24 protein-coding genes and 1 tRNA gene are annotated in these 25,926 nt (G+C 46.6%); 11 read left to right on the top strand and 14 right to left on the bottom strand.

What is annotated here, in order from left to right; all coding sequences use genetic code 11:
* Positions 1 to 14 precede the first annotated feature (14 nt).
* The 7 genes from lon to ACRRNK_RS05910 all read right to left on the bottom strand — a co-directional run bounded on the left by lon (position 15) and on the right by ACRRNK_RS05910 (position 10,116).
* Positions 15 to 2,354 carry an endopeptidase La gene (lon, locus tag ACRRNK_RS05940; RefSeq protein WP_433945866.1) on the bottom strand — a complete coding sequence of 780 codons (2,340 nt, stop codon included), beginning with the start codon at positions 2,352 to 2,354 and terminating at the stop codon, positions 15 to 17.
* A 158-nt stretch (positions 2,355 to 2,512) separates the two neighbouring features.
* Positions 2,513 to 4,222, bottom strand: a complete 1,710-nt coding sequence (lonB, locus tag ACRRNK_RS05935; protein WP_433945865.1) for an ATP-dependent protease LonB — start codon at positions 4,220 to 4,222, stop codon at positions 2,513 to 2,515.
* A 160-nt stretch (positions 4,223 to 4,382) separates the two neighbouring features.
* Complete coding sequence (gene ispG / locus ACRRNK_RS05930) at positions 4,383 to 5,495, bottom strand: flavodoxin-dependent (E)-4-hydroxy-3-methylbut-2-enyl-diphosphate synthase (protein ID WP_433945864.1); 1,113 nt, start codon at positions 5,493 to 5,495, stop codon at positions 4,383 to 4,385.
* A gap of 108 nt (positions 5,496 to 5,603) precedes the next feature.
* Positions 5,604 to 6,860 (bottom strand): ATP-dependent protease ATP-binding subunit ClpX, encoded by a 1,257-nt coding sequence (gene clpX, locus ACRRNK_RS05925; RefSeq protein WP_433945863.1) that lies wholly within the window; start codon positions 6,858 to 6,860, stop codon positions 5,604 to 5,606.
* Between the two features lie 17 nt (positions 6,861 to 6,877).
* Complete coding sequence (gene clpP, locus ACRRNK_RS05920; RefSeq protein WP_433945862.1) at positions 6,878 to 7,468, bottom strand: ATP-dependent Clp endopeptidase proteolytic subunit ClpP; 591 nt, start codon at positions 7,466 to 7,468, stop codon at positions 6,878 to 6,880.
* A gap of 281 nt (positions 7,469 to 7,749) precedes the next feature.
* Positions 7,750 to 9,108, bottom strand: coding sequence for a trigger factor (gene tig / locus ACRRNK_RS05915; RefSeq protein WP_433945861.1), 1,359 nt, complete (start codon positions 9,106 to 9,108; stop codon positions 7,750 to 7,752).
* A gap of 180 nt (positions 9,109 to 9,288) precedes the next feature.
* Entirely contained in the window at positions 9,289 to 10,116 is an 828-nt protein-coding gene (locus tag ACRRNK_RS05910; protein ID WP_433946816.1) for a hypothetical protein, read from the bottom strand.
* Positions 10,117 to 10,352: 236 nt separating this feature from the next.
* On the opposite strand from ACRRNK_RS05910, the gene ACRRNK_RS05905 reads away from it, so the two are divergent.
* Positions 10,353 to 10,426, top strand: a tRNA-Arg gene (locus ACRRNK_RS05905).
* 491 nt (positions 10,427 to 10,917) lie between these two features.
* Here the strand turns inward: ACRRNK_RS05905 and ACRRNK_RS05900 are convergent.
* From ACRRNK_RS05900 to ACRRNK_RS05890, 3 genes are read right to left on the bottom strand one after another with little or no spacing between them, the layout of a single operon-like run.
* Positions 10,918 to 11,670: an amino acid ABC transporter ATP-binding protein gene (locus ACRRNK_RS05900; RefSeq protein WP_433945860.1), complete on the bottom strand. Its 753-nt coding sequence runs from the start codon at positions 11,668 to 11,670 to the stop codon at positions 10,918 to 10,920.
* 11 nt (positions 11,671 to 11,681) lie between these two features.
* A complete protein-coding gene (locus ACRRNK_RS05895) occupies positions 11,682 to 12,350 on the bottom strand; it encodes an amino acid ABC transporter permease (RefSeq protein ID WP_433945859.1) in 669 nt (222 codons plus the stop codon).
* Positions 12,351 to 12,376: 26 nt separating this feature from the next.
* On the bottom strand, positions 12,377 to 13,210 hold the full coding sequence (locus ACRRNK_RS05890) for an amino acid ABC transporter substrate-binding protein (RefSeq protein ID WP_433945858.1): 834 nt from the start codon (positions 13,208 to 13,210) through the stop codon (positions 12,377 to 12,379).
* Between the two features lie 153 nt (positions 13,211 to 13,363).
* On the opposite strand from ACRRNK_RS05890, the gene ACRRNK_RS05885 reads away from it, so the two are divergent.
* Positions 13,364 to 13,840: a glutathione peroxidase gene (locus ACRRNK_RS05885; RefSeq protein WP_433945857.1), complete on the top strand. Its 477-nt coding sequence runs from the start codon at positions 13,364 to 13,366 to the stop codon at positions 13,838 to 13,840.
* A 344-nt stretch (positions 13,841 to 14,184) separates the two neighbouring features.
* On the opposite strand, the gene pstA is transcribed toward ACRRNK_RS05885, so the two are convergent.
* The 4 genes from pstA to ACRRNK_RS05865 form a co-directional block, all read right to left on the bottom strand.
* Positions 14,185 to 15,066 (bottom strand): phosphate ABC transporter permease PstA, encoded by an 882-nt coding sequence (gene pstA, locus ACRRNK_RS05880; RefSeq protein WP_433945856.1) that lies wholly within the window; start codon positions 15,064 to 15,066, stop codon positions 14,185 to 14,187.
* Positions 15,063 to 16,022 carry a phosphate ABC transporter permease subunit PstC gene (gene pstC / locus ACRRNK_RS05875; RefSeq protein WP_433945855.1) on the bottom strand — a complete coding sequence of 320 codons (960 nt, stop codon included), beginning with the start codon at positions 16,020 to 16,022 and terminating at the stop codon, positions 15,063 to 15,065. The genes pstA and pstC overlap by 4 nt, the downstream gene beginning before the upstream one ends.
* A 93-nt stretch (positions 16,023 to 16,115) precedes the next feature.
* Positions 16,116 to 16,979 (bottom strand): phosphate ABC transporter substrate-binding protein, encoded by an 864-nt coding sequence (locus ACRRNK_RS05870; RefSeq protein WP_433945854.1) that lies wholly within the window; start codon positions 16,977 to 16,979, stop codon positions 16,116 to 16,118.
* Between the two features lie 35 nt (positions 16,980 to 17,014).
* Positions 17,015 to 18,457 (bottom strand): stalk domain-containing protein, encoded by a 1,443-nt coding sequence (locus ACRRNK_RS05865; protein WP_433945853.1) that lies wholly within the window; start codon positions 18,455 to 18,457, stop codon positions 17,015 to 17,017.
* Between the two features lie 258 nt (positions 18,458 to 18,715).
* Here ACRRNK_RS05865 and ACRRNK_RS05860 point away from each other — a divergent pair, with 258 nt between their 5' ends.
* The 9 genes from ACRRNK_RS05860 (at position 18,716) to ACRRNK_RS05820 (ending at position 25,916) form a co-directional block, all read left to right on the top strand.
* Positions 18,716 to 19,096, top strand: coding sequence for a PilZ domain-containing protein (locus tag ACRRNK_RS05860; protein ID WP_433945852.1), 381 nt, complete (start codon positions 18,716 to 18,718; stop codon positions 19,094 to 19,096).
* Between the two features lie 129 nt (positions 19,097 to 19,225).
* Positions 19,226 to 19,957: an ABC transporter ATP-binding protein gene (locus tag ACRRNK_RS05855; protein WP_433945851.1), complete on the top strand. Its 732-nt coding sequence runs from the start codon at positions 19,226 to 19,228 to the stop codon at positions 19,955 to 19,957.
* A complete protein-coding gene (locus ACRRNK_RS05850) occupies positions 19,954 to 20,982 on the top strand; it encodes an ABC transporter permease (protein ID WP_433945850.1) in 1,029 nt (342 codons plus the stop codon). Before ACRRNK_RS05855 ends, ACRRNK_RS05850 begins: the two co-directional genes overlap by 4 nt.
* 67 nt (positions 20,983 to 21,049) lie before the next feature.
* Positions 21,050 to 21,712, top strand: a complete 663-nt coding sequence (locus ACRRNK_RS05845; protein ID WP_433945849.1) for a TetR/AcrR family transcriptional regulator — start codon at positions 21,050 to 21,052, stop codon at positions 21,710 to 21,712.
* Between the two features lie 93 nt (positions 21,713 to 21,805).
* Positions 21,806 to 22,198: a hypothetical protein gene (locus tag ACRRNK_RS05840; RefSeq protein ID WP_433945848.1), complete on the top strand. Its 393-nt coding sequence runs from the start codon at positions 21,806 to 21,808 to the stop codon at positions 22,196 to 22,198.
* Between the two features lie 102 nt (positions 22,199 to 22,300).
* Positions 22,301 to 22,999: a response regulator transcription factor gene (locus ACRRNK_RS05835; RefSeq protein WP_433945847.1), complete on the top strand. Its 699-nt coding sequence runs from the start codon at positions 22,301 to 22,303 to the stop codon at positions 22,997 to 22,999.
* Positions 22,996 to 24,360, top strand: a complete 1,365-nt coding sequence (locus ACRRNK_RS05830) for a sensor histidine kinase (protein ID WP_433945846.1) — start codon at positions 22,996 to 22,998, stop codon at positions 24,358 to 24,360. Before ACRRNK_RS05835 ends, ACRRNK_RS05830 begins: the two co-directional genes overlap by 4 nt.
* A gap of 40 nt (positions 24,361 to 24,400) precedes the next feature.
* Entirely contained in the window at positions 24,401 to 25,318 is a 918-nt protein-coding gene (locus ACRRNK_RS05825; RefSeq protein ID WP_433945845.1) for a helix-turn-helix transcriptional regulator, read from the top strand.
* 82 nt (positions 25,319 to 25,400) lie between these two features.
* Positions 25,401 to 25,916, top strand: a complete 516-nt coding sequence (locus ACRRNK_RS05820; RefSeq protein ID WP_433945844.1) for a DinB family protein — start codon at positions 25,401 to 25,403, stop codon at positions 25,914 to 25,916.
* Positions 25,917 to 25,926 lie beyond the last annotated feature (10 nt).

The following is a 25,926-nucleotide window of genomic DNA, read 5'->3' as shown; positions in this document are numbered from 1 at the left end:
CTAGTGTTTCCTCTCTAGTGCACTTCAACTTGTTCAGTAAGCGCGTGCTTCAATACTTGATCCATATGTGATACCGGTACGAATGTCATCTCACTCCGAATGCTCTCTGGAATATCATTAAGATCACGCTCGTTATCTTTAGGCAGCAGAATTTTCTTATAGCCTGCACGGTGAGCTGCTAGAGACTTCTCCTTCAATCCGCCAATCGGAAGCACCCGCCCGCGAAGCGTAATCTCCCCAGTCATGGCCACATCCTTGGAGACCAATCGGTTCGTCAGCGCAGATATCAACGCGGTAGCAATTGTGATGCCGGCCGAAGGGCCATCTTTGGGAATCGCTCCTTCAGGGATGTGGATATGAATATCGTTTTTCTCATGAAAATCCGCCGGAATTCCGAGCTCCTTCGCCTTGGAACGTGTATAGCTGAATGCAGCCTGAGCGGACTCCTTCATCACATCTCCAAGCTTCCCGGTCAGCGTAAGCTTGCCGGTTCCAGGTACAACGGTAACCTCGATAACCAATGTCTCACCGCCAACTTCAGTCCAGGCGAGTCCGGTCACCGTGCCAATCTGATCTTCAAGCTCAGCAACACCATATCGGAACTTAGGTACACCTAAGTAATCTTTTATATTATCAGGAAGTATCTCTATCGATTCAATCTCCTCTGAGACGATGCGCTTTGCTGCCTTACGAGCGAGTGCGGCAACCTGCTGCTCCAGATTGCGCACACCTGATTCTCTTGTATATTCACGAATCGTCTTCAGCAAGGCCTCTTCTCCAATAATAAGCTGCTCCGGCTCCAGACCATGTTCTCTCTTCTGCTTAGGCAAAAGATAACGCGAGGCAATCTGAAGCTTCTCAAGCTCCGTATAACCTGGAATATAGAGCATCTCCATCCGATCCAGAAGCGGACGAGGAATGTTATGGACCGCATTTGCCGTAGTAACAAACATCACGTTAGACAGATCGAACGGTACTTCAATAAAGTGGTCACTGAATGTATTGTTCTGCTCGGGATCCAGCACCTCGAGAAGCGCGGCAGAAGGGTCCCCGCGGAAATCCGATGCCATCTTATCGATCTCATCAAGCAGAAAGACCGGATTCAGTGTGCCTGCCGTCTTCATCCCCTGGATAATACGACCAGGCATGGCGCCTACGTAGGTTCTCCGATGACCGCGAATCTCCGCTTCATCCCGGACACCGCCAAGAGAGATCCGCACAAATTCTCTACCCAGCGAACGTGCAATGGAGCGTGCCAAGGAGGTTTTACCCACACCTGGAGGCCCCACAAGGCACAGAATAGGTCCTTTCAGCTTCTTAACCAATTTCTGTACAGCCAAGTACTCGAGCACACGTTCTTTGGGCTTGTCGAGACCATAGTGATCGTCGTTCAGGACTTGTTCTGCTTTTGAAAGATCAAGGTCATCTTCCGTCTGATTAGACCATGGCAAGCTAAGCAGCCAATCCACATAATTACGGATTACCCCGCCTTCTGCCGAACTGGCCGGCATTTTCTCAAGCCGGTCAATCTCCTTCTCAACCTTCTCGCGAACCTTCTCGGGAAGCTGCTTTTCTTCCATTTGACCGCGCAGCTCTTCCACTTCACCCGCCCGGCCTTCTTTCTCGCCAAGCTCCTTCTGGATCGCCTTCATCTGCTCGCGTAAATAGTACTCTTTCTGCGTCTTCTCCATCTGCTTCTTGACGCGCTGGCTGATCTTGCGCTCCAGCTCAAGAACTTCACGCTCATTATTCAGAATGTCGAGCAGTTTCTCAAGCCGTTTCTGAACATCAACTGTCTCCAAAATTTCCTGCTTCTCTTTGATCTTCAGCGATAAGTGACTTGTAATTACATCGGCCAGACGCCCTGGCTCCTCAATGTCCGAGACAGCGGCAAGCGTCTCTGGAGTCACTTTCTTGGACAAATTAATATAATGTTCAAACTGGGTAAGAACCGTACGCATCAAAGCATCGACCTCAGGGTCGGCTGATTCCTCCTCAGGCAGTTCTTTTGCGATAACCTCGTAATATTCTTCCGTATCCAAATATTGAATAATTTCAGCCCGCTCCATGCCTTCAACAAGAACGCGGATCGTTCCGTTAGGTAGCTTGAGCATTTGACGGACCTTAGCCACTGTACCAATTCGGAATATATCCTCCTGGGTAGGCTCTTCAATATTCACTTCAGATTGAGAACATAGGAGAATTAAATTATCGTCAACCATAGCTTTTTCCAGTGCCTTAACGGACTTCTCACGTCCTACATCCAAATGCAGGACCATGCTAGGGTAGACTAGCAGCCCCCGTAGTGGCAGCAAAGGAAAACGACGACCTTTGCTTAATTTGTGGGTTCCCATCGTTTTAGCACCTCCAATGGTTCTCAGCTTTAATATGTTGCGTCTGCCTGATGGTTCCCCCTTAAAAACTCAGGTTTCTCAGGAGATATTATTCCTATTTTAGCAAATGTTCCTTTAAAACACCAACGAAGAGCGGCTGCCAAACAGCCGCTCGATCCTCACAGTGATTCCGTATGGGGTGAGTCCACTTGAAAAAAAGCTGCTGCAGGCTGAGTAAATACTTCCCCTGCGATTGTAAAACTAAAGCTGCGCTCCGCCTCAGGACCGAACACATGCTGGAAAGCTTCTTTTAACGTTTCTACCGGAATTACTTTAACTCCGTCAAGGCCCTCGAACAGGCTCTGCCAATTTTCTTTCGGGATCAATACGGTCGTTGCACCAGCCTGAAAGGCGGCTTCCACCTTGGCCACAACTCCGCCGATCGGTTTGACCTTGCCATGTATGCCAAGTTCACCTGTCATCGCAATCCGGTTATCGACCGGAATATTCCGTATCGCGGAAGCAATAGCGGTTGCCATGGCAAGTCCTGCAGATGGCCCGTCAATCGGTGTGCCACCCGGAAAGTTGATGTGGAGATCATAATTTGAAGGATCGAGCCCAATGCTCTTGAGTACAGTCAAGACGTTCTCCACAGAGCCTTTGGCCATGCTCTTCCGGCGAAGGGTCCGATTCCCCCCACCAATTTCCTCCTCGTCAACAACCCCTGTTATATTGCAGTTCCCCATCCCCTTCACGGCTAGGACGGCAGTCGCTTCTATCTCGAGTAGAGCCCCCATATTAGGTCCATATACTGCCAGACCATTAACCACACCTACCTGCGGATGTTCATAGATCTTGCGTTCAGGTCTTGGTACCAACTGACTGCTTGTAGCAACCCACTCCAGATCCGATGCGAGCAGGTGATTTCGTTTCTCCGTTAGAGCAAGTCCGGCCGCAAGCTGTACCATGTTCACAGCTTCCCGGCCGTTCGTAGCAAACTTCTTGATGACTTCAACCGCTTCACTGCAAGGCTCAAGTCCGATCCTTTTCACAGCATCCTCCGCAATTTGGGCTATCTCTTCGGGAAGAAGAGGGCGGAAGAAAACCTCCATACAGCGGGATCTTAAGGCAGGAGGGAGCTCCTGAGGCGAACGGGTCGTTGCTCCCACTAATCGAAAATCAGCAGGAAGCCCATTCTGGAAGATATCATGGATATAAGCCGGGGTCCCATTGTCTTCCGAGTTATAATATGCGCTTTCGAGGAATACTTTCCTATCCTCAAGCACCTTAAGCAGCTTGTTGATTTGAACGGGATGCAGCTCACCAATCTCGTCAATGAACAGAATCCCTCCATGAGCTTTGGTCACGGCACCCGGCTTCGGCTGGGGAATACCCGCGACCCCCATGGCACCCGCTCCCTGATAGATCGGGTCATGAACCGATCCAATCAAAGGGTCAGCAATCCCACGCTCATCAAAGCGTGCAGTTGTGGCATCAATCTCTGTGAATTTAGCATCTGAACGAAATGGAGACGAGGGGTTCTTCTTCGCCTCTTCCATTACTACTCTCGCAGCTGCCGTCTTACCCACCCCAGGCGGTCCGTATATAATGACATGCTGAGGATTCGCACTGCACAAAGCAGCTTTCAGAGCCTTAAGTCCATCCTTTTGGCCTACAATATCACTCATGGTTGCAGGACGAGCACGTTCTGCCAGAGGCTTAGTAAGCGAGACGGCCCTAAGCTTTCTCAGCTTATCCATCTCCTTGCGGGACTCCCTGTCTACCGCACTCCGGTTACCCTTCTGACTCCGAAGCAAGTTCCAGAAATATATTCCGATAACTACAGCGAAGAACAGCTGTACCGCCATAATAATCATGCTTAAATCCATAGCTAACCAACCTCCCATTTTCAAAACCTGCTACTTGGTAGTATTGCCTTTTTGTATGAGGGTAAAACGCCAAAACTTAGGTTTTTTGGACAGGAGTGATTAACAATATTAGTCAACAAAAAAGCCGTAAACGGTTCAAATCCGTTCACGGCTTTCATCATTAACGCAAAATATGTTCTTTACGGCCAGGTATCTCACCTGTTCTCTCGAACACTTCAACAATATGGTCGATCTCTTTCTTAAGCTCGGACAGAAGCTCCGCTTCCGGTACCTTCCGGATCATTTCCCCGTAACGGAAGAGCATGCCTTCTCCTCGCGCACCGGCAATACCAATATCCGCTTCGCGCGCTTCGCCCGGACCGTTAACGGCACAGCCTAGTACAGATACTTTAATCGGAACCTTAATCTTAGAAATATACTCTTCAACCTCGTTAGCTATGGAGAATAAGTCAATATCCAATCGTCCACAAGTCGGGCATGATACTAGAGTAGCAGCATTAGAGATCAGACCGAAAGTCTTCAGCAGCTCACGGGCTACCTTCACTTCTTCAACCGGATCGGCACTGAGTGAGATCCGCAATGTTGAGCCTATCCCCATTGATAATAGTGCACCAATACCTGCCGCACTCTTCACAGTACCAGAGAATAAGGTCCCTGCCTCTGTAATACCAAGGTGAAGCGGGTAAGGAATAACCTCTGCAGCTTTGGAATAAGCGGCAATAGCCATAGGCACATCGGAAGCTTTCAGGGACACGATAATGTCGTGAAAATCAAGTTCTTCCAAGATACCTATATGGTAAAGTGCGCTTTCCACCATAGCTTCAGGAGTTGGATATCCATATTTCTCAAGCAAGTGATTCTCCAGCGAGCCCGCATTTACCCCGATACGGATAGGTATACCACGCTCCTTACAGGCTTTCACTACAGCTTCAACCTTTTCCCTGCGGCCAATGTTCCCCGGATTAATCCGGACCTTATCAATGCCGTTCTCGATTGCTTGAAGCGCAAGCTTATAATTGAAGTGAATATCCGCAACTAGAGGAATATGAATTCTCTTCTTGATCTCCTTGATTGCCGCAGCTGCCTCCTCGTTATTTACGGTTACACGAACCAGCTGGCAGCCTGCTTCTTCTAGACGTAGGATCTCCGCAACGGTTGCTTCAACATCCGCTGTCTTCGTTGTACACATACTTTGAATGAGCACTTCATTACTGCCGCCAATGGTCAGATTCCCCACTTTGACAGGCCGGGTATCTTGTCTCAAGAATGTCATTTTCAGGTCTCTCCCATAACGCCAAACTCCACCCTATCATCTGGCCACTCGGGACCATTAGGGTGGAGATTCAGCATATTATTTAATCAAGCACTTTGCTAATCAGCCTTATGCGCTCTCTTCTTGTTTGTTCTTCTTCTGAACTTGAAGCTCAGGAATCACTTTCTCCTCGACAACCTTCTCGGTAATAACACAGTTCGTAATGTCATCGCGTGAAGGAACTTCATACATCACATCCAGCATGATTCCTTCGATAATTGCGCGAAGACCCCGTGCTCCTGTGTTCCGTTTGATTGCTTCCCGGGCAATAGCCTCAAGCGCTTTAGGTTCAAACTCGAGCTTCACGTTGTCGAGTTCTAGAAGCTTCTGATACTGCTTCACCAAAGCATTCTTCGGCTCGGACAGAATACGAACTAGCGTAGTCTCATCAAGCGGCTCCAATGTGGAAATGACCGGCAGACGACCTACAAATTCAGGAATAAGACCGAATTTAAGCAAGTCTTCCGGAAGAACCATTCCAAGATATTCGCCTGGCTTAAGATCCTTCTGGCCATCAGCAGAAGCATTAAATCCGATTACTTTCTTACCTACACGGCGTTTGATCATTTGTTCCAATCCATCAAAGGCACCGCCACAAATAAACAGGATATTTGTTGTATCAATTTGAATAAATTCTTGATGAGGGTGCTTGCGTCCACCTTGCGGAGGTACAGAGGCTACAGTACCTTCAAGGATCTTGAGCAGGGCCTGCTGAACACCTTCACCGGATACATCACGTGTGATGGATGGATTCTCAGATTTACGGGCAACTTTATCAATTTCATCGATATAGATAATCCCGCGTTCTGCTTTCTCCACATCATAGTCAGCAGCTTGAATCAATTTGAGGAGAATATTCTCTACATCTTCACCTACATAACCCGCTTCTGTAAGAGAAGTTGCATCCGCAATGGCGAAAGGAACATTCAAAATTTTGGCCATAGTCTGGGCAAGAAGAGTCTTACCAGAACCCGTTGGTCCCAGAAGCAGGATATTACTCTTTTGAAGCTCTACATCTTCAATCTTGCTTTGAGTATTCACCCGTTTGTAATGGTTGTACACCGCTACCGATAGAGATTTCTTAGCCTGATCCTGTCCAATAACATATTGGTCAAGAATGTCACGAATTTCACGAGGCTTCGGTATTTCCTTCAGATCGAGTTCTTCCTCGTGACCGAGCTCCTCCTCCACAATTTCCGTGCAAAGCTCAATACATTCATCACATATATAAACGCCTGGTCCGGCTACAAGTTTGCGTACTTGTTCCTGTGACTTACCACAGAAAGAACATTTCAATTGTCCTTTTTCTTCATTGAATTTGAACATGTATGGTATACACCCCTTTAAGATTTAATGGGTTTATTAATGACCTGGTCAATAATCCCGTAGGCCTTTGCTTCTTCCGCACTCATGAAGAAATCACGGTCTGTATCCCGTTCAATCTTATCCAGAGTTTGACCGGTGCGTTCCAAATATATTTGGTTGACCTTTTGTTTTGTCTTGATGATCCATTCAGCATGGATCTTAATATCTGATGCTTGACCTTGTACTCCCCCCAAAGGCTGGTGAATCATCACTTCACTATTTGGCAGAGCAAAACGCTTGCCTGGTGCTCCAGCAGTAAGCAGCAATGAACCCATGCTCGCTGCCATTCCGACACAGATGGTAGAAACATCCGCTTTAATGAACTGCATTGTATCATATATACCCATACCTGCTGTAATAGAACCACCAGGTGAATTGATGTATAGATGGATGTCTTTCTCAGGGTCTTCAGCTTCCAAAAACAAGAGTTGGGCAATCACGAGGTTAGCTACCTCATCGTCGATTGCGTTACTGAGAAAGATAATACGATCCTTAAGAAGTCTGGAATAAATATCGTAAGATCGTTCTCCCCGACTCGTTTGTTCTATAACCATAGGTACGATACTCATAATCCCAAGCCTCTTTTCTCTATTCGTATTATCCATACAGAACTCCAAAAAGCATACACTGAGGTCATTCTGTATATCACACTTCCTATTTTACCATGTTCAAGGACCTCTGTCATTTTTCACACAAGTGATGACGGAGTTTAGCAGGAGATCCTAGCGTTATGGAAGAAAATGTATGCTTCCTTAGTGAAAAATAAGGCACGCATTTGAAATACGTGCCTTAAGGTCATACCTTGCATAGTGAGACTATATGCTGAATCAGCTTATTCGTTCAATAGAAGTTACTTCTCTTCAGCTGCTTCTTCTTTCACTTCTTCTTTTGCATCAGCAGATGGTTTCAGCTGGTCAGCTGGAACTTCTTTGCTGTTCTCAAGAAGAAATTGGATCGTTTTGCGAAGCAACACTTCTTCACGCATGCTTCCGAGGGAACCATTAGCCGCAAGGATATTGCGGATTTCTTCTGGAGTGCGCTTGTAAGCTTCAGCCATAGTGTTCAGCTCCGCATTAAGCTCGTCCTCAGTAACTTCGATGTTCTCTTCTTTTGCGATTTGTTCAAGAACCAGGTTGTTGCGAACGCGTTTTTCAGCGTCGCCTTCCATTTGTTCTTGAAGCTCAGTAAGAGATTGACCAGAGAAGCTCAGGAACATTTCAAGGTTCATACCTTGAGTGCGAAGGCGGTTATCGAAATCACGAACCATGTTTTGGACTTCACCTTGTACCATAGCTCTTGGAATTTCAACTTCAGCTTTCTCTCCAACCTGATCAACCAGGTAGGATTCGCGAGCTGCTTCGTTCTCTTTCGATTTGCGATCAGCAAGCTGTTTCTTCACATCTTCTTTATATTCTTCAAGAGTATCAAATTCGCTAACATCTTTCGCGAACTCATCATCAAGTTCTGGAAGCTGTTTACGCTTGATTTCATGAACTTTCACTTTAAATACGGCTTCCTTACCTGCCAATTCTTCTGCATGGTAAGCTTCTGGGAAAGTAACAGTAACATCTTTGAAGTCGCCTGTTGCAAGGCCCACCACTTGTTCCTCAAAACCTGGGATGAATGTGTTGCTGCCCAGCTCAAGGGAATAACGCTCAGACTTACCGCCTTCGAAAGGAACACCATCAACAGAACCGTCAAAGTCGATTACGACAGTGTCACCGTTCTGTGCAGTTTCTTCATCGATAACAACAAGCTCAGCATGACGCTGCTGAAGACGCTCAAGTTCTTGAGCTACTTCTTCTTCAGTAACTTCTACGTTCTCAGCTGCAACTTCAATGCCTTTGTATTCGCCAAGCTTCACTTCTGGCTTAACAGTTACTTTAGCTTTGAATTTGAAAACTTGTCCCTTACCAAACTGTTCAACGTCCACTTCAGGACGATCTACCGGGAAGATGTCTGTTTGCTCAACAGCTTCGCTGTATACTTCAGGGAGCAAAATGTCGATCGCGTCTTGGTAGAGGCTTTCAACCCCGTAACGCGCTTCGAAAATTGGCCGAGGCACTTTACCCTTACGGAATCCTGGTACGGTTGCTTTCTTTACTACTTTGTTAAAAGCTTTATCCAGCGCTGCAGATACACGATCCGCATCCACTTCGACCTCGAGAACGCCGAGGTTCTTCTCTATTTTTTCCCAAGTTGCTTTCATTTTATGCTTTCCCCTCCAAAATAAGTTCACATATATTGAATCCTGATATGTATCCGGCTTCAATTTCATTATTCCTTACTCACGTACAGAACAAGAACAACCATTACATTATAAACAACAATACAGCTTTTTACAAGTGTTCCACGGCTGGGCGAACCAGGAAGAACTGTCAGCCATTAATTATCTTCCTTGTCCTGAATGAACAAACTGTTTCATAGATCTGTACACCTGCTCAAAACGGAGGCGAAGCGCATCCGTAATCCCATATACCAATCTGATATCACTGTCGCTTTTGCCATCGGGTAGACTCTCAGAAATCGTCTGATGCAGCGCTGCTGCCCAGATGTCCATTGTACTATCTTCTTCGGTCAGAATGGACGCATAATCTCTTGTTCCGTATACACCCATTACGAATTGGAACCAGAATTCCTGAGCGAAATAAAAGAGAGTTGGATTATGAACCTGGGTCTGATCACCTACACGCTCCAATATTCTTTGGACCTGTGGTGGGAAATCACCTGACTTTAACGGGACTGTCTCAATCTCAACTTCCACCGGCTCCTGTCCGCGGAGAAACGACACAATCCCCTGTGCTCCCCGCCGGCGCAAAGTCTGCAGGATATGAAATTGAATCAGGGGATGAACATTCTCCCTGTCCAGCCAGCTGCGCAGCGCATCATCAATCTCAGGCATATCGAGATATGACAGCTGCTCAAGGGCCAGAAGAGAATGCTCGGATAAAGGGCTTTCCATAGCGGCCTTAAGCAGCTTATTCCCATAATCTTTGTCCAAAGCAAGCTTGGCTTCAATATGCAAGCGAGCCAGTGACTCTTCATTCTCTTCATAAAAGTCGGCTTCGCTTCCTTCACCAACTACTCCGGGAAAAGCATCTCTCAGCCATTCAAGCAGCGCCTTCCATTCTTCATACTGTCTGGGCTCCTGTCCCTGACACTGAAGCAGAAATTCCAGCAGGTCTCCTGCCTCGCCGTAACGCTCGGTCTCCAGCATCCGGGTTAACTCCATCTGATAAAAATCCAGTGTCTTGGGAAACAATACAACGTTATCCCTTCCTTCGGGTCCATGCGTGTTAATAAATGTCCCTCCTTTCTGCCGTTTTCAATTATTTCGTAGATTATAGCATAGAGAGTACCCAATTTAAAAAGATTGGCTAAATTCTATTCACTTTCCAGTTGCTTAGCAAGCCAGGTTGTGGTAAAATTCTTTTTGCTTGAATTTTTTCATATGTCTCAGTAGCTCAGCTGGATAGAGCAACGGCCTTCTAAGCCGTCGGTCGGGGGTTCGAATCCCTCCTGGGACGTCATCAAAAAATCTCTCCTTTTGGGGAGATTTTTTTGTGTCCCGAGGGATGAGAACCCCAAAGTGGGGTTCGTCGTAGCGAAGCCACCTATGCCTTCTGGCTAGGGGGATGAGCGGAGTCTCGAGCCTGCGAGAGTATCCCTCCTGGGACGTCATCAAAAAATCTCTCCTTTTGGGGAGATTTTTTTGTGTCCCGAGGGATGAGAACCCCAAAGTGGGGTTCGTCGTAGCGAAGCCACCTATGCCTTCTGGCTAGGGGGATGAGCGGAGTCTCGAGCCTGCGAGAGTATCCCTTCTGGGACGTCATCAAAAAATCTCTCCTTTTGGGGAGATTTTTTTGCGTCCCGAGGGATGAGAACCCCAAAGTTGGGGTTCGTCGTAGTGAAGCCACCCTTGCCTCTTGGCTAGGGGGATGAGCGGAGTCTCGAGCGTGCGAGAGCATCCCTTCTGGGACGTCATCAAAAAATCTCTCCTTTTGGAGAGATTTTTTTGTTAAAGCTTATTTTCTGTCAAAATATTTAGAAACTGTGCTGCACGCGGGTTCTTGGGATGTTGTAATACTTCTTGCGGGGAACCCTCTTCTATAATGCGGCCGCTATCCACAAGAATGATCCGATCCGCTACCTCGGCAGCAAATTTCATCTCGTGAGTAACGACTACCATGGTCATCCCTTCAGCAGCCAAACCTTTCATTACCCTAAGCACCTCGCCCACCAGTTCCGGGTCCAGAGCCGAGGTCGGCTCATCAAACAGCAGAACCTCGGGATTAACCGCCATGGCCCTGGCAATACCTACCCGCTGCTGCTGACCTCCTGATAGCATATGAGGGTATGAATCGGTCTTATTCTCAAGACCTACTCTTGCAAGAAGCTCCAGCGCGAATTTCCGTGCTTCCGATTTGTTCTTCTTCTGAACCGTAATCTGCCCTTCCATCACATTCTCCAGGGCGGTCATATGCGGGAATAGATGATAGGCTTGAAAGACCATTCCACTCTGCTTGCGGAGCTTAAGAATTTGCTCCTGCTTTGGCTTGGATCCTTCATGAAATTCCAGAACCACCTCGCCCACTTTCAGAGTTCCACTGTCAGGCTGTTCCAGCAGATTGAAACAGCGCAGCAGTGTTGTCTTTCCTGAACCCGAAGGGCCTATAATCACCAGCACTTTCCCTTTGTCCAGCTTCAGATCAATACCCCGCAGCACCTCTTGTGTACCAAAGGACTTATGTAAATTGTGAACCTCAATCATCGCATATCTCCTTATCTTGTGGAGTAACGGTTAAACCGCCTCTCCAGAAAATTTTGAAGTCCTGATAGAACGGTACTTAACATTAAGTAAAGAAATCCGGCTTCAGAGTATAGAAGCAGAGGTTCAAAAGTGACAGCAACAATTTCCTGAGCTGTTCGGAACATTTCGACATAAGTAATACTGGCAGCAAGAGAGGTATCCTTAACCAGACTTATAAATGAATTCGCCAGAGGAGGAACTGACACTCTTGCAGCCTGCGGCAAAATGATCCTACGGAGCGCCTGAATACGGGTCATGCCAATCGAGTATGCAGCCTCCCATTGCCCCGCCTGAATAGACTGGATTGCAGCCCGAACAATTTCCGAGCCATAGGCCCCTACACTCAGCGAGAATCCGATAACAGAAGCTATTAAAGGATCCAGTGTGATCCCAATACTGGGAAGACCGAAGAAAATGATAAAGAGCTGCAACAGCAGAGGTGTTCCACGTATGATCCACACATAAAACCTGGCAATAAGTCTCGCAACTCTCCAACTGGATAACCTTATTAAAGCGGTGAGTACAGCCAAAATGAGGCCCAGAGCAAATGAAATCAAAGTCAGCGGAACGGTAAAAGCTACCGCAGCTTTTAACAGCGGTAGCAGAGAATCCATCAAAATCTGTATTTTACGCTCATCCATTGGGCATGCATCCTTTTACCATCAAGTTATTTCGAGACATCTTCTCCAAAGTACTTCTTGGAAATCTTCAAATAAGTTCCGTCACTCTTCATATCAGCAAGGGCCTTATTTGCAGCGGTCACAAGGTCATCGGCCCCTTTATTGAACAGACCTGCACTTTGGGAAGCAGCATTTGATGTATCCACAACCTTGATAGGCGCATCTGGCTTGTGCTTCTTCAGATCCAGGAACGACAAGCCGTCATTAACCGTGGCGTCAATCCGATTCGAGGTTAACAGATCAATGGCCTGATTGAACCCTTCGATCGGAACAATCTGGGCTCCATTCTCTTTGGCAATTTTATTGAGATTACTAGTAAGAGACTGACCCGATTTTTTTCCTTTCAGATCGGCAAATTTCTTGATACTTGTGTTATCCTGCCGCACAATCAGCACCGCTTTGGACACAATATACGGATCTGAGAAAGCATATTTAGCTTTTCGCTCATCTGTTATAGATACCTCATTAAAAACGGCATCAAAGCGTTTGGCATCAAGTCCCGCAATAAGGCTGTCCCACGCTGACTCAACAAATTCAGGCTGGACTCCAATTCGCTTGCTGATCTCCTCAGCAATCTCCACATCAAACCCTGTTAATTTCCCCGTGCTATCATGGAAAGTAAATGGAGCATAGGTCCCCTCAGTGCCAATCCGCAGCTTGCCGCTTGCTTTGACCTCCTCAAGCGCTGTCTGCGCAGCATTACCAGAAGTATTAGTTTGTCCCTGATTCGTCCTAGATGTGTTATTACTTTTATTGACACCACAGCCCACAGCAACGATAGATAGCCAGAGTACCAATAATGCCAAGCTTACCTTTTTCATCTTAACAACCCCTTGTCGAATGCTCTATTCTTAGCAAACTTAGCATTTGCTAACCGCTCCGAAATCATGCTAAGTTAACCCAACATATTTGAGCACTGTGCGCACAATCATGTAGAATAACCTTGATGAAGATTCAATAAAAGGAGGCTTAACATGTCAATTTACGATTTCAAAGTAACCACGATTGAGGGTAAAGAAACTACCCTGGAAGCGTACAAAGGAAAGGTACTCCTAATTGTGAATACGGCCAGCGCCTGCGGCCTTACCCCGCATTACAAGGGACTGCAAGCTTTATATGACACGTATAAGGATCAGGGACTGGTGGTGCTTGGGTTCCCGTCCAATCAATTTGCCGGCCAGGAGCCTGGAACTGAAGAGGAAATCAAACAATTCTGCGAGCTTAATTATCAGGTCACTTTCCCTTTATTCTCCAAAATTGATGTTAAAGGCGAGAACGCGCACCCTTTATTTGTACATCTGGTCGATCGTACACCATCCCCTTACCATACAGGAGAGATCGAGTGGAATTTTGTTAAGTTCCTGGTAGACCGTGATGGGAATGTAATCAAGCAATTCAGCGCACGGACGGAACCCGAAGCTATCGAAGCCGATATCAAGGGCCTTTTGTAGAAACACAAAGAGGGCTGACCCAGAGCAGATTTCTACAAGCTGAGATAGCCCCCTTTCATGCTCTCACCGAAACGCTAACAGAGCAGCGATTCTCCTGTGGAGGATCGCTGCTCTGCGTTTGGTCACCGGCTCGTATCAGTAAAGTTAGTTTTGGGTTACAGTTATTTTCGCTTAACCAGCGGAGTGGACGGAACGATTGTGGAAAAGCGATAGCGGTCGCCTTTGTGTCCGGATTTTTACCGCTAAGGGGAATGAAAAAAATCTGGAAACAACAGCGATTGGAACAACGATCCGTTCGCGGAGCGTCTGCCTAAGCAATTATGTTGAATCTAGGAAGTGCCTGCCTATTTCTTAAGCTTACGGTTATTGAACCAAAGCGGTACACGGAACAGCAGATTGAGGAAAAGAACCACGAATACCAGAACCGCCGCAGACTTGTCAGCGATTTGCTTAGCATCCTCTACAATGGCTTCGGATTGAACATACCAGAGATGAACGGCAAGAGTCTCGCCCGGCGAGAATAAGCTGAAGTCCCACATTTCTCCTGAAGTACTAAGCCCCGCTGTCAAAATAATAACCGCGGACTCTCCGAAGGCCCGGCCGGCTACCAGGCAGATCCCTGTAACAATGGCATGAAGGGATACTGGCAGAATTACAGTGCGAATGGTCTGGAACTTGGTCGTTCCAAGCGCATAGGAGGCATTGCGGAGTTCAGTTGGTACCGCTCTGACCGCTTCTTCCGTGACACGCGCCAAGGTTGGAAGATTCAGAAATGCCAAGCTGACCGCACCGCCCAGAATCGTCAGGCCAATATCAAAATACTCGGCAAAAATAGCCAGTCCCAGCATCCCGAACACAATGGAAGGTACGGAAGAGAGAGTCTCCACGCAAATCCGCAGCCCTTCCGTAAATTTGTTCTTGGGCGCATATTCCGCCATGTAGATACCTGCCCCTACACCTATCGGTATAGAAATGATTAACGACAGAATTAGAATGTAGAAGGAGTTGAACAGAACAGGCCCTATTCCTCCGCCTACATCAATTTCTTCAGGCAGCTTAGTCAAGAACTCCAGATTGATACCCGGCAGACCTTTGCTAAGTATGGTATACAGCAGCCAGAATATGAACAGCAGGACAGCAGCTCCCAGTGCATAAAAGGAACCCGTAGCTGCCTTATCCCAAATCAGTGCTCGTTTGTTCTTGCGTGTTGGTGTGAAGCTGCTCATGCGGCATCCCCTCTCTTTCTGCTAATTAGACGAATAATCATAATCAAGCCAAAAGAGATAATCAGCAGAAGGAAGGCCATCATATGCAGAGCATAGTTCCAGGTAGAGTCAAATTCCACGTTGGAAATTTGCATGACAATATTACTGGTAAGCACAGAGGTTGGGGAGAACAAGGATGTCGCCAGCTGAGCCGTGTTACCAATGACCATCACCACAGCCATCGTCTCTCCAATCGCACGTGTCATACCTAGAATGACAGCAGCCGCAATTCCTCTTGCTGCAGCCGGCAGCACAACCTTCATAATTACCTGCAGTCGGGTAGATCCAAGAGCATAAGCCGCCTCTCGATATTTCTTGGGTACAGCTGATATCGCGTCATCACTGATCCGGCTAACTGTAGGCAGAATCATAATGGTCAGCACCAGAGAAGCTGCAAGCATACCGTCTCCCAGATTCTCTCCACTTAATTCTCGAATAATCGGGATCAGCACCGTCAGGCCCAGATAACCATAGACGATGGATGGAATACCAACCAGAAGGTCGAGAATCGGACGTATAAATGACTTCAGCCATTTTGGAGCAATTTCAGCAATCAGGATCGCCATTCCGATCGAAATGGGAACTGCGAATACTAAGGTTAGAGCTGTTAAGGATATCGTATTGACGATAAATGAAGCAGCTCCGAATTTGCCCTCTTCCGGTGTCCAATCAAAGGATAGAAAGAAATCGGCTAGTGAGATGTCCTTAAAGGTCAAAATTGCTGTTTTGCCGATGAAGAAAATAACCAAGGCCAGCACCAGACAAAGTGCCAGTATGCTGAATAAGAAATAATATTTGAATAATCCATTGGTGAACCGCACTCTTGATCCTCGGCCCCGCTTCCAACTGGATGGTTGAATCGGCGTCTGCAATAAAGTACCCTTTTGTGCAGGTAAATCATGAACTGGTGTGCTCATTTCGTTCTGCTTCCTCCCATACAGCAACCAGCCCCGAACAGGGGCTGGCTGGTTAACGTTACATTTTAATTCTACTTCAGCTTAGCTTTCCTCTTATTTCATAGCAGAAATCGGAATGAATTTAAGCTTCTTCAGTGAACCTTCTTGGAACTTCTTGCTTTGTACATAGTCGATGAAAGCTTTAGTAGCGCCAGTAGGTTGACCTTTAGTCATGTAGTAACCATAGGACCAAATTTTGTAAGTACCTTTAATTACATTATCAACAGTTGCAGCTACACCATTGTGTTTAACTGCTTTCATGTCACCGCCACTTACATACACAAGGTCGATATATCCGATAGCATTTGGAGTTGTAGACACAGCTGTCTTCATATCACCACTGGATCCAACTTCTTTGTAATTCTTAGCCTTCTTCACGATATCTCCACCGCCAAGTGCTTTGGCTTGGTAGTTAACACGTGTACCGGAACCGAAGGCACGAGTGATGACAACGATGTCCGCGTCACTTCCGCCAACCTCTTTCCAGTTCGTGATTTTACCGCTGTAAATCCCTTTAAGCTGGTCAGTAGTCAAGTTATCAACACCCACGTTTTTGTTAACCACTGTCGCAAAAGGAATTACAGCTACTTTGTTAGCCACTTGACCCGCGAATGCTTTGAATCCAGGAACATCTGTGCTTGCATCCCAGTCGCAAGCTCCGATTTGAGCAATACCTTTATTAACGGCTTGAGGGCCTGTTACAGAACCTTTACCGGAAGCGGCGATTTTCACCTTAGGATTTAATCTTTGAAATTCTTTTGCAGCTTGCAATGATAGTGGAAGAAGTGCAGTGGAACCATTAATCGTAATTTTACCCGATACAGATCCTGCAGCTTGAACTGATGATCCTACACCTGCTGAAGAAAGAATGAATGCGGCAGCTACGGCTACCAAAGAGATTTTTTTGAACAATTTCATGATTGAATTACTCCTCTCGAATTCTCGAATTATATTTATTTAGTTAGCTCAGTGCCTTTTCCGCCTTCTACTAGAACAATCTTGCCATCACTAATCAGCGCGATCTTGCCGTCTTTGGATACAGCAACTTCGGAAATTCCGTTCGGTGTGCTGTAAATTTCTTTCTTGACTCCACCAGTCACCTCGAATAACTGCGAAGAACCATCCGCTTTCAGACCAGCCACCAGCAATTTTCCATCCTTTGTCACTACATCCAAGGTCACATCAATATCCGAGATGAGATCAGTGACTTTGGTTCCGTCTGCAGAGATGCTTTTCAGTACACTGTTCACATCTTTCCCATCCGGATCTGCACTTACATAGACGATGCTTCCATCTGCGAGAATAGAAGGCAGCAGCTTATTGTCCGTAGTTTTTGTCAACTGTACAGGCTTTGCGCCCTTGGTTGTCAGATCCAAAGAGTAGACCTGTGCGCCAGCTCCAGAGAAATCAATGCTAAGGGAATCCTCAGTGCTGTCAGCATCATTCTTGGCAACACCTGTTGTGTTAACCAGGTAAGCTACCTTCTTCTCATCACTCGATACTTGAAGATCGGACTTATTCTCCACTTTATCTGCAAGGACCTCGGTAAGTACACCGCTGTCTATCGTTATGTAAGAAATCTTCTCTTGCTTGTCACCTTGGATAAAGTACACTTTCTTGCCGTCTGCGGACCAGGTAAGGTCTGTCTTCACTGAACTATCCGACCCGATTTGCTTTGTCAAGCCGGTTCCTAGATCATAGACAAACAACTGGCCATTGCCATCTGTGAAGGCTCCCCATTTATGATCTGGAGAAACTACGGCAGTTGCGGCACCCTCATTCGAAGACAGCACTTCATTTGGAGTACCAACTGAAGGACGCAATTTGAATACTTGCAGAGCCTCTCCATCCTCTTTGGTTGCTATAACGTTGCCATTCTCATCAAAACCAGGAGAAGAGAATTCGCCTTCCAGACGTTTTAATTTGTAGACGCTGCCGCTGCCTGCGATTTCAGCACCGAGCGCGTCCACCGTAGTATTCAGCTCGACATAAATATTGCCATCCTGAAGCTTAGGGGCCACATTGAAATCTTGGGTAGCGCCATCTACCTGCAGGCTTTTAATATTAGGTTTGATTGTTACGGTGTGGTATCCGTAAGAATCATTCAGAACTACACTTCCATTCTCAAGCTTAAGCCCCGCACTAAGCGCATCCGCCAAATCACGGATCGAGTACAGCTTGGTACCATTCACTTCAATCGCTCTCAAGTTGATGTTGTCGCCATCTACTTGAAGCCCTGAATTAATGACTTTAAACTTGGTTGTTGTTTGTTTCGTTGCAGTCGTTTTTGCCGGACTAGATGTTTTTGCAGCTGCCGCACCCGCTGTCCCTGCTGTTACTGCTGAGGTTACCAGTGCAGAAGCAACTAACATACTGAATACTTTACCCTTATTCATCAGCTCACCCTTTTCCTAATACATAAGTGCTATGATGTCATTTTCGTATAAGATTGTTAAAAGAATTCTTGTAGTTTGTAATGGAATGTTAAATTATTGAAAAAACATATAAAAATCTAGGAGAATGGACCCGTGACCATAGAAATATATTTAAAAGTTGATATATGGAAGAAGTATTGAAGATATATAAAATATAAAGTTTAATAAAATCCAAATATTAGGTATAATTACGTTATACACCGATGTTCTGGAGGGGCTATGGGCACTAATAATAGAAAAGAACCTTTCCGCTACTCTATGGAAGAACCTATGAGCTGCTGGATTCGAATTTCTGAGATTAATGGTACGATCATCACAAGTAAGCCTGCTGAAGCAGATTTAATCGATATCAGCAAGGGAGGATGCAAAATTCGGACCCCCCTTAATCTCCACGCTTTTTCCAATTCTATTAAAGGAATTTTGCGGCTCAAATTAAGTGAAGAAGAGTATGATTTAAATGCTCAAATTCGCTGGCAGCGTCAAATCGAGCCTCCTTTCTTTCATTATGGCCTGTCCCTAATGCTTGAAGCTGATGAGAGAGAAAAGATTAATGCTGATTTGAGGAAGCTTGCGGGTAATAATAAAATCAAAGTGATATAGCGCTTTAAATCCAAGACTGCCGATTCAATCGGCAGTCTTTACTATTGCTCATTTACAAATCCAGGAACGTCCGATATACTCGAAACAAAAGTGAGTACTCACTCATTATCTGAATGAAGGAGTGTTACTATGTCTGAGCATCCAAATGTTATTACGGCCGCCCGGGTCAGTAAACGTTTTGGGAATAAAACTGTGCTTGAGGATATTACGCTTGAGATTCACCCCGCGGAGACCTTTGGGCTTCTTGGTCCATCAGGATCGGGGAAGACCACCCTGGTTAAGCTCTTTACCGGAACGCTGCAAGCTACGACCGGTCAGGTACACGTTCAAGGTACGCTGATGCCAAAGCTGTCCATTCTGAATCAAATCGGTTATATGGCTCAGTCCGACGCCCTTTATACCGAGCTGAGCGCAAAGGAGAATTTGGAGTTTTTCGGTGCACTTTATGGATTGAAAGGGGCTTCCCTGCGTAAGCGCATTATGGAGGTTACCGAAATCGTTGCCCTTAGCGATCATCTGGATAAACGAGTAGACCAATATTCAGGAGGGATGAAGCGCCGTCTATCCCTGGCTGCCGCCCTCCTTCACCATCCTCCCATTCTGGTCCTCGATGAGCCCACAGTCGGGATCGATCCCCTGCTTCGCCAAGCGATTTGGAAGGAACTAAAATTGTTAAATCAACAGGGAACAACGATCTTGCTAACGACGCATGTCATGGATGAAGCGGAGAAATGTGATCGGCTGGGGATGATCCGGGAGGGAAAGCTTCTGGCCGTGGATTCACCTGAGAAGCTGATCTCTCAAACTGGCACCCGTTCTATTGAAGAGGCATTTGTATATTATGGAGGTCATCAAGCATGAAGATATGGGCTATCGTAATTCGAATCTTACGCCAGTTCCGCCGGGACAAACGGACTCTCGCCTTAATGTTGATTGCCCCCCTATTCGTCCTGACTCTGATGAACCTTGTCTTTAACGGGAAGGAATATAAGCCTACACTTGGTCTGCTGAATACATCACCAATATTAACATCCAGCCTACAGGCTGAGGGTGCCACTACTATCAATTATGATCGACGAGATCTCGCTGAGGCCGCACTTAGCGATCGGACCATCGATGCACTGATCACAATTGACGGACATGTACCTGCCGTCAAGCTTGAAGGCAGTGAGCCCGCAGTTAACCGTGCCGTGCTCCAAGCGGTGCAGAAAGCAGCGGAACATTTTCAGAACCAGGCGGCTTCCATTAAGCCAGTCATCAGTTACCTCCATGGTTCTGCGGATATGACCAGTATTGACCAGTTCGGCCCTATACTTATCGGGTTCTTCATCTTCTTCTTTGTATTCCTGATTGCGGGTGTCTCCTTCCTCAGGGAGAGAACAACGGGAACACTTGAACGATTACTGGCTACCCCGCTTAAGCGTTATGAAATTGTGCTCGGGTATGTTGGCGGGTTCGGGATCTTCACGATCATTCAGGCACTTCTCATTTCATGGTACTGTACTCAGGTCCTTGGCATCATGATGGTAGGTTCCTTTGGTCTGGTCATTCTTCTGACCTTGCTAATGTCACTTAGCGCACTAACCTTAGGGACTCTCATCTCAGCGTATGCAAATAACGAGCTGCAGATGATCCAGTTCATTCCTCTCATTATCGTGCCGCAGTTGTTCCTGTCTGGTCTGTTCCCCATAGATACGCTCCCGGACTGGCTCCGTAAATTTGAAGTAATTATGCCACTGACCTACGGCACGAAAGGACTCAGCGATGTGATGATCCGCGGGCAGGGCTGGGGGGCGATAGCCTTGGATGTGTATGTGCTCACCGGCTTCTCCGCCTTGTTCATTCTTCTAAATATCATAGCCCTGCGTAAATATCGCAAGATTTAAAGGCATGTGTAAAGTATGGTAGAATACGAAGATTAATCCTTAAACGTGACACAGGAGGTTGACCATCATGCCACACCATCAGGAGCCGCTAGAGCCATGGCTGGAAGCGCTGCTTCATACAGATGAACGAAAACTTACCGAGAAACAGCTGAAGATTATTGAAGCTGCTGTTGAGGTATTCTCGCAAAAAGGGTATGCCGCCGCCTCTACCAGTGAAATCGCGCAAATGGCAGGTGTGGCGGAAGGAACGATCTTCCGTCATTACAAGACGAAGAAGGATTTACTGCTCTCTATCGTAACTCCGATGATGGGCAAGCTGCTTGCCCCATTCATTCTTAATAATTTCAACGATGTCTTAGAGAAGGATTACCCTACCTTTGAGGCTTTCCTTAGAGCGGTTCTGATTAACCGCCTCGCCTTTGCGCGCAAGCATCTTAAGATCATTAAAATCCTGCTTCAGGAGATTCCTTTTCAACCGGCCTTGAAGGAGCAATTTATAGAACATATTGGAGCGAAGATTTTAGATCGTTTCCAAAAGATTGTGAAGCATTTTCAGGATAAAGGGGAACTGGTGGAAGTACCTACTCTCGCGGCTATCCGCTTTACCGTCTCCTCAGCTGTCGGTCTGTTTATCTTTCACCTGCTCCTCGCCCCCGATCTTCCGTGGGATGAAGAGAAGGAGATTGAGCAGACGATTCAGTTCATACTCCACGGTCTGGCCTCCAGATAGAAGGCCTATTCATATACTTTTTACACAATTCTCACACGGGCCTCTCACTTGGTCTTGTTAAGATGAAGTTAATCTTAGGAAGAGGTGATGACCATGTTGAATTGGAAAAAGAATTTGGTGGCTCTATTAACTGTTGTGAGTTTGGTAGGAGGAGCGACCAGTGCCATGGCAAGTCCGGCTAAGTCTCCAGCAGTCAAGCCTGCGGTCAAGGCTGCCGTAGCCGCACCAGCGAAAGCTCTTGTCACAACTAAGTCAGCTGCAAAGCCTGCCTCAAGCACAAAGAACTCCACCAAAGCTGCTCCTGTTAAGGCAGACAAGAAGACAGCAGCCAAGTCCGATGTGAAGAAGGCATCCAAGAAGCCGGTTGTGAAAAAGGTAAAAGTCACCAAAGCAGCCCACAAGAAACATCACAAACTGGTAAAGAAAGCTCACCACAAAATTACAACCGCTAAAAAAGCATCGACTAAGAAAACTACAAAAAAATAGGCTGAGCTAGAGACGGGAAGGCTTTAAGCCTTCCCGTTTTTGCTTGTTTTTGGTAGATTGTAACAAGAGCCTCGTTAAATCTGGGAGAGAAGGAGTAAGGCGATGACAAGCATTTTCGTAGTTGATGACGATCCCTCCATCCTGCGTTTGATCTCTGAGTATTTACGCAAAGAGGAATTTCATGTCACGGAGTATCCGGACGGACAGCATTTAATTGAGGAAGTGCGTCTGCACAAACCCGATTTCCTGGTCCTGGATATTATGATGCCCGGTATTAACGGATTAACTCTGCTGACTGAGCTGCGGACTTTTACGGAAATGCCTATTATTATGATCTCCGCCCGCGGGGATGAAATGGACCGAATTATCGGGCTGGAGCTGGGATGTAACGACTTCCTAACCAAGCCCTTCAATCCTAGGGAACTGGTGGGCAGGGTCAAATCCATGCTTCGCCTCGTCCGGTTAGGACAGGATCAAGAATCAGAGGCCTTCTCCAAAGTCATCCAGGCGGGGAATTTAAAGGTGAACGAGGAGTTCCGTAAAGTATCCGTGGAAGAGACCGAGCTTGTCCTCACCTCACGGGAGTATGATCTCTTGGTATTTTTCGCAAAACATCTTGAAAGGCCCTTCACACGTGAACAGCTCATTCAGCAGGTATGGCATTTTGATTATCTCGGGGATGTACGGGTGGTTGATGATTTGGTCAAAAGACTACGTAAGAAGCTATCCGAATACGCAGCCTCATTCCAAATTGATACCTTGTGGGGATATGGCTATAAGGCCTTGGTCAAAACAGGATGAGGACACTCCGAGGCCGGGTATTATTATCTTTGATTGCCGGGATGTTCATCACCGTTGGCATCACGGTGTTCCTATTTGTCAGGCTGATTCACAGCCTTACCATTGACCAGGCCAAGACCGAGCTGCACAGTCAAATTGATAAGGCCGTCCAGATTCTTAACGACGGAGATATCGGGGATATTGATGACAAAGACTTGAAGCTGAAGTTCAAGGACAAGCTGTATGATGCGGATTTTATGATTCTAAATGCGAAACATGTTATTATAGCGGCCAGTGATCCAAGGAAAATTAATGCTCAGCTGCACGTGCCTATTCTCGATGAAGACGGTGTGATGAAGCTTGATCATAGAGAAATGCTCTATGCCACCAAAAAAATTGATGAGGAGCCATCACTCCAGATCGTTGTATTTGCTCCCCTCTCTTCCCTTCGGACAATTGTTGGACAGCTGCTGAGCACCACGATTTTTGCCATTCTGGGCAGCTTTCTTTTTGTTCTGGCAATCGGTCTACTGGTCGTCTGGAAGACCACACGTCCCCTGAAAAAACTAACCGAGGCTGTGAGTCAATACGAGCCCTATCGGCCGCATAATCCAGTCCTGCCAAAAGCGGATGGTACGGAAATCGGAGAGCTCATCGCCACTTTTCAAGAAATGTCAGAGAGAATCGCTAAACATCAGGTCTATCAAATTGAATTTCTGCAGAATGTCTCTCACGAACTCAGGACACCGCTTATGTCTATCCAAGGCTACTCCATGGCCATCAAAGATCAGGTTGTCACCGTGGACCAAGGCCTTGATGTCATCAGTAAGGAAGCGCGGCGAATGATTCATATGGTCGAGCGCTTATTGCAATTGTCGCGGCTTGAGTCGCTAGATGAACCCTGGACACTTAGTAAAGAGGATCTTAGAAACATGGCGGAACAGGCTGCGGATCTGCTGGCCCCTGCCGCTGCTGAGAATCATATTACGCTGGAGATTATTGGGGACTCAGTTAATGTCACAATACCTGCGGAGCAGATCTTCCAGGTACTGGTGAACCTGCTGCAAAATGCGGTCCGGTATGCCCACAGCCACATTGTCGTGCGTATAGAAGCAGGGAATGTGATAAGCAGCTCTGCCTCACTTGAACAGCCCAATTGGAGTATTCATATCGATGATGACGGGGATGGAGTACCTGAGGAAGAATACGAAGCTATTTTTGATCGGTTCTATAAGGGGCAACATGGAGTGACGGGCCTTGGACTCGCCATTTGCTATCAGATTGCGGAACGAATGGGAGCCAGGATGGTCTGCGAAAGATCCGCTCTTGGAGGAGCCCGCTTCAGCTTTATCGTTACTGGAACGCAAAAATCCTCTCCATAGGAGAGGTTATAATATGACACGGAATAACTGGAGGATATAGATGAAATTAGAAAGATTAATCTCCATCATCTACAAGCTGCTGAATCACGAGGTTTTGTCTGCTTCGATGCTGGCTGAGGAGTTTCAAGTCTCCCAAAGAACCATTTACCGGGATATTGATGCGATCTGCGCAGCGGGCTTTCCGGTCATATCGTATCAGGGAATCAAAGGCGGATATGGCATGATGGACGGTTACAAAATGGACCGAAGTTTACTCGGTTCTTACGATGTCTATTCCCTGATTACCGTGCTCAGCAGCCTCTCCTCCGTATTCGAAGACGAACGTGTAAAAGGAACCATTGAACGACTGCAAACGATTGGACCCGAGTATGGGACCCCGAATCTTTCTGTGGACCTGGCAACCCGTACCACCGGGCTAGACGTGCTCCCTCTATTGCGCACAGCGATTATGCAGCGGAATATCATTCGTTTTGATTACATTAATGCAAAAAATGAACGCACAACCCGTGATATGGAACCATTAAGGCTTCATTTTAAGCACAGCAACTGGTATGTTTATGCTTACTGCCGAACAAGGCGGGATTATCGGGAGTTCAGGTTATCGCGGATGATGAATTTGTTCTTGTCACCAGAGCTCTTTCAGCCACATGAAGGGATATCCCAAAAGGCCGGGAATTCATACTCGGAATGGCAAGATCACGTGGAGAACGTAGTAATTCGGGTGAGACCGGAAGCCTTGGCCGAAGTGCTCGATCAGTTTCATCATGTAGATAAGCACTTTGATCCGGATGGAAGCATGACGATGCGAATTCCTGTATATAAGCCGCTGGAAGCGCGCTGGCTTTGGTCCATTTTGCTGAGCTTTGGCAGCGGTGCCGAAGTTCTTGAACCCTTTGAACTGCGAGGGATCTTGAGAGAGCAGCTTAAAAATACACTCAAACTTTATGAAGAAGTATGACAGACTGCTGTCATACTTCTTTTTTTATATTAATAACAGATTTAAATACAAATCCATATCCAACCAAAAGGAGACGATAAAAATGACGAATCATCCAGTAGAAATGTATAAATACCACACATGGGCCAACCAGACGATCCTGGGGAGAATCAAGCAGTTCCCGCCCTCTGTACTGAGTCAAGAAGTAAATTCCTCTTTCCCCACAATCGCCCACGCCCTTAATCATATCTATGCGGTAGATAAAATGTGGTATCTTGTGCTGACTGGCACGGGCATGCCAGAGGCACTGCAAATGTGCATGTCTCTCAATGAGAGCATCCCGGCTTCAGTGAATGAATGCGTCAAAAGCTTTGATGAGTTAGCGGGACACTTTGAAAAATGGCTCGAAAACCAGGCCGATTTGGAGCAAACCATTCTCCTTGACAATCCATATGCGGGAATCCGTCAAACCCGCTTGTCGGAAATTGTGCTGCATGTGGTCAATCACGGGACTTATCATAGAGGCAATATCTCTACAATGCTGCGTCAGCTGGGCCATGCATCCACCATGAACGACTACGCACTCTTCTGGTATCAGGAACCTGTGAAATCCATCTAGAACGTCCCAG

The organism is Paenibacillus sp. SN-8-1 (genome assembly GCF_050995535.1).
Classification (GTDB): Bacteria; Bacillota; Bacilli; order Paenibacillales; family Paenibacillaceae; genus Fontibacillus.
The sequence above is the reverse complement of the archived record's forward strand: the minus strand, read 5'-3'. Positions and strand labels throughout refer to the sequence as shown.

Bases quoted from the DNA above. Each gene is read 5' to 3' on its own strand.
- ACRRNK_RS05900 (WP_433945860.1), bottom strand. From the start codon at position 11,670: ATGATTGAGGTTCACAATTTACATAAGTCCTTTGGTACACAAGAGGTG.
- ACRRNK_RS05845 (WP_433945849.1), top strand. From the start codon at position 21,050: ATGCCACACCATCAGGAGCCGCTAGAGCCATGGCTGGAAGCGCTGCTT.
- ACRRNK_RS05850 (WP_433945850.1), top strand. From the start codon at position 19,954: ATGAAGATATGGGCTATCGTAATTCGAATCTTACGCCAGTTCCGCCGG.
- tig (WP_433945861.1), bottom strand. From the start codon at position 9,108: ATGAAAGCAACTTGGGAAAAAATAGAGAAGAACCTCGGCGTTCTCGAG.
- ACRRNK_RS05865 (WP_433945853.1), bottom strand. From the start codon at position 18,457: ATGAATAAGGGTAAAGTATTCAGTATGTTAGTTGCTTCTGCACTGGTA.
- ispG (WP_433945864.1), bottom strand. From the start codon at position 5,495: ATGACATTCTTGAGACAAGATACCCGGCCTGTCAAAGTGGGGAATCTG.
- ACRRNK_RS05870 (WP_433945854.1), bottom strand. From the start codon at position 16,979: ATGAAATTGTTCAAAAAAATCTCTTTGGTAGCCGTAGCTGCCGCATTC.
- ACRRNK_RS05825 (WP_433945845.1), top strand. From the start codon at position 24,401: ATGAAATTAGAAAGATTAATCTCCATCATCTACAAGCTGCTGAATCAC.
- lonB (WP_433945865.1), bottom strand. From the start codon at position 4,222: ATGGATTTAAGCATGATTATTATGGCGGTACAGCTGTTCTTCGCTGTA.
- ACRRNK_RS05855 (WP_433945851.1), top strand. From the start codon at position 19,226: ATGTCTGAGCATCCAAATGTTATTACGGCCGCCCGGGTCAGTAAACGT.
- pstA (WP_433945856.1), bottom strand. From the start codon at position 15,066: ATGAGCAGCTTCACACCAACACGCAAGAACAAACGAGCACTGATTTGG.
- pstC (WP_433945855.1), bottom strand. From the start codon at position 16,022: ATGAGCACACCAGTTCATGATTTACCTGCACAAAAGGGTACTTTATTG.
- ACRRNK_RS05835 (WP_433945847.1), top strand. From the start codon at position 22,301: ATGACAAGCATTTTCGTAGTTGATGACGATCCCTCCATCCTGCGTTTG.
- ACRRNK_RS05895 (WP_433945859.1), bottom strand. From the start codon at position 12,350: ATGGATGAGCGTAAAATACAGATTTTGATGGATTCTCTGCTACCGCTG.
- clpX (WP_433945863.1), bottom strand. From the start codon at position 6,860: ATGTTCAAATTCAATGAAGAAAAAGGACAATTGAAATGTTCTTTCTGT.
- ACRRNK_RS05890 (WP_433945858.1), bottom strand. From the start codon at position 13,210: ATGAAAAAGGTAAGCTTGGCATTATTGGTACTCTGGCTATCTATCGTT.
- ACRRNK_RS05910 (WP_433946816.1), bottom strand. From the start codon at position 10,116: ATGCTGGAGACCGAGCGTTACGGCGAGGCAGGAGACCTGCTGGAATTT.
- ACRRNK_RS05885 (WP_433945857.1), top strand. From the start codon at position 13,364: ATGTCAATTTACGATTTCAAAGTAACCACGATTGAGGGTAAAGAAACT.
- ACRRNK_RS05840 (WP_433945848.1), top strand. From the start codon at position 21,806: ATGTTGAATTGGAAAAAGAATTTGGTGGCTCTATTAACTGTTGTGAGT.
- clpP (WP_433945862.1), bottom strand. From the start codon at position 7,468: ATGAGTATCGTACCTATGGTTATAGAACAAACGAGTCGGGGAGAACGA.
- ACRRNK_RS05830 (WP_433945846.1), top strand. From the start codon at position 22,996: ATGAGGACACTCCGAGGCCGGGTATTATTATCTTTGATTGCCGGGATG.
- ACRRNK_RS05820 (WP_433945844.1), top strand. From the start codon at position 25,401: ATGACGAATCATCCAGTAGAAATGTATAAATACCACACATGGGCCAAC.
- ACRRNK_RS05860 (WP_433945852.1), top strand. From the start codon at position 18,716: ATGGGCACTAATAATAGAAAAGAACCTTTCCGCTACTCTATGGAAGAA.
- lon (WP_433945866.1), bottom strand. From the start codon at position 2,354: ATGGGAACCCACAAATTAAGCAAAGGTCGTCGTTTTCCTTTGCTGCCA.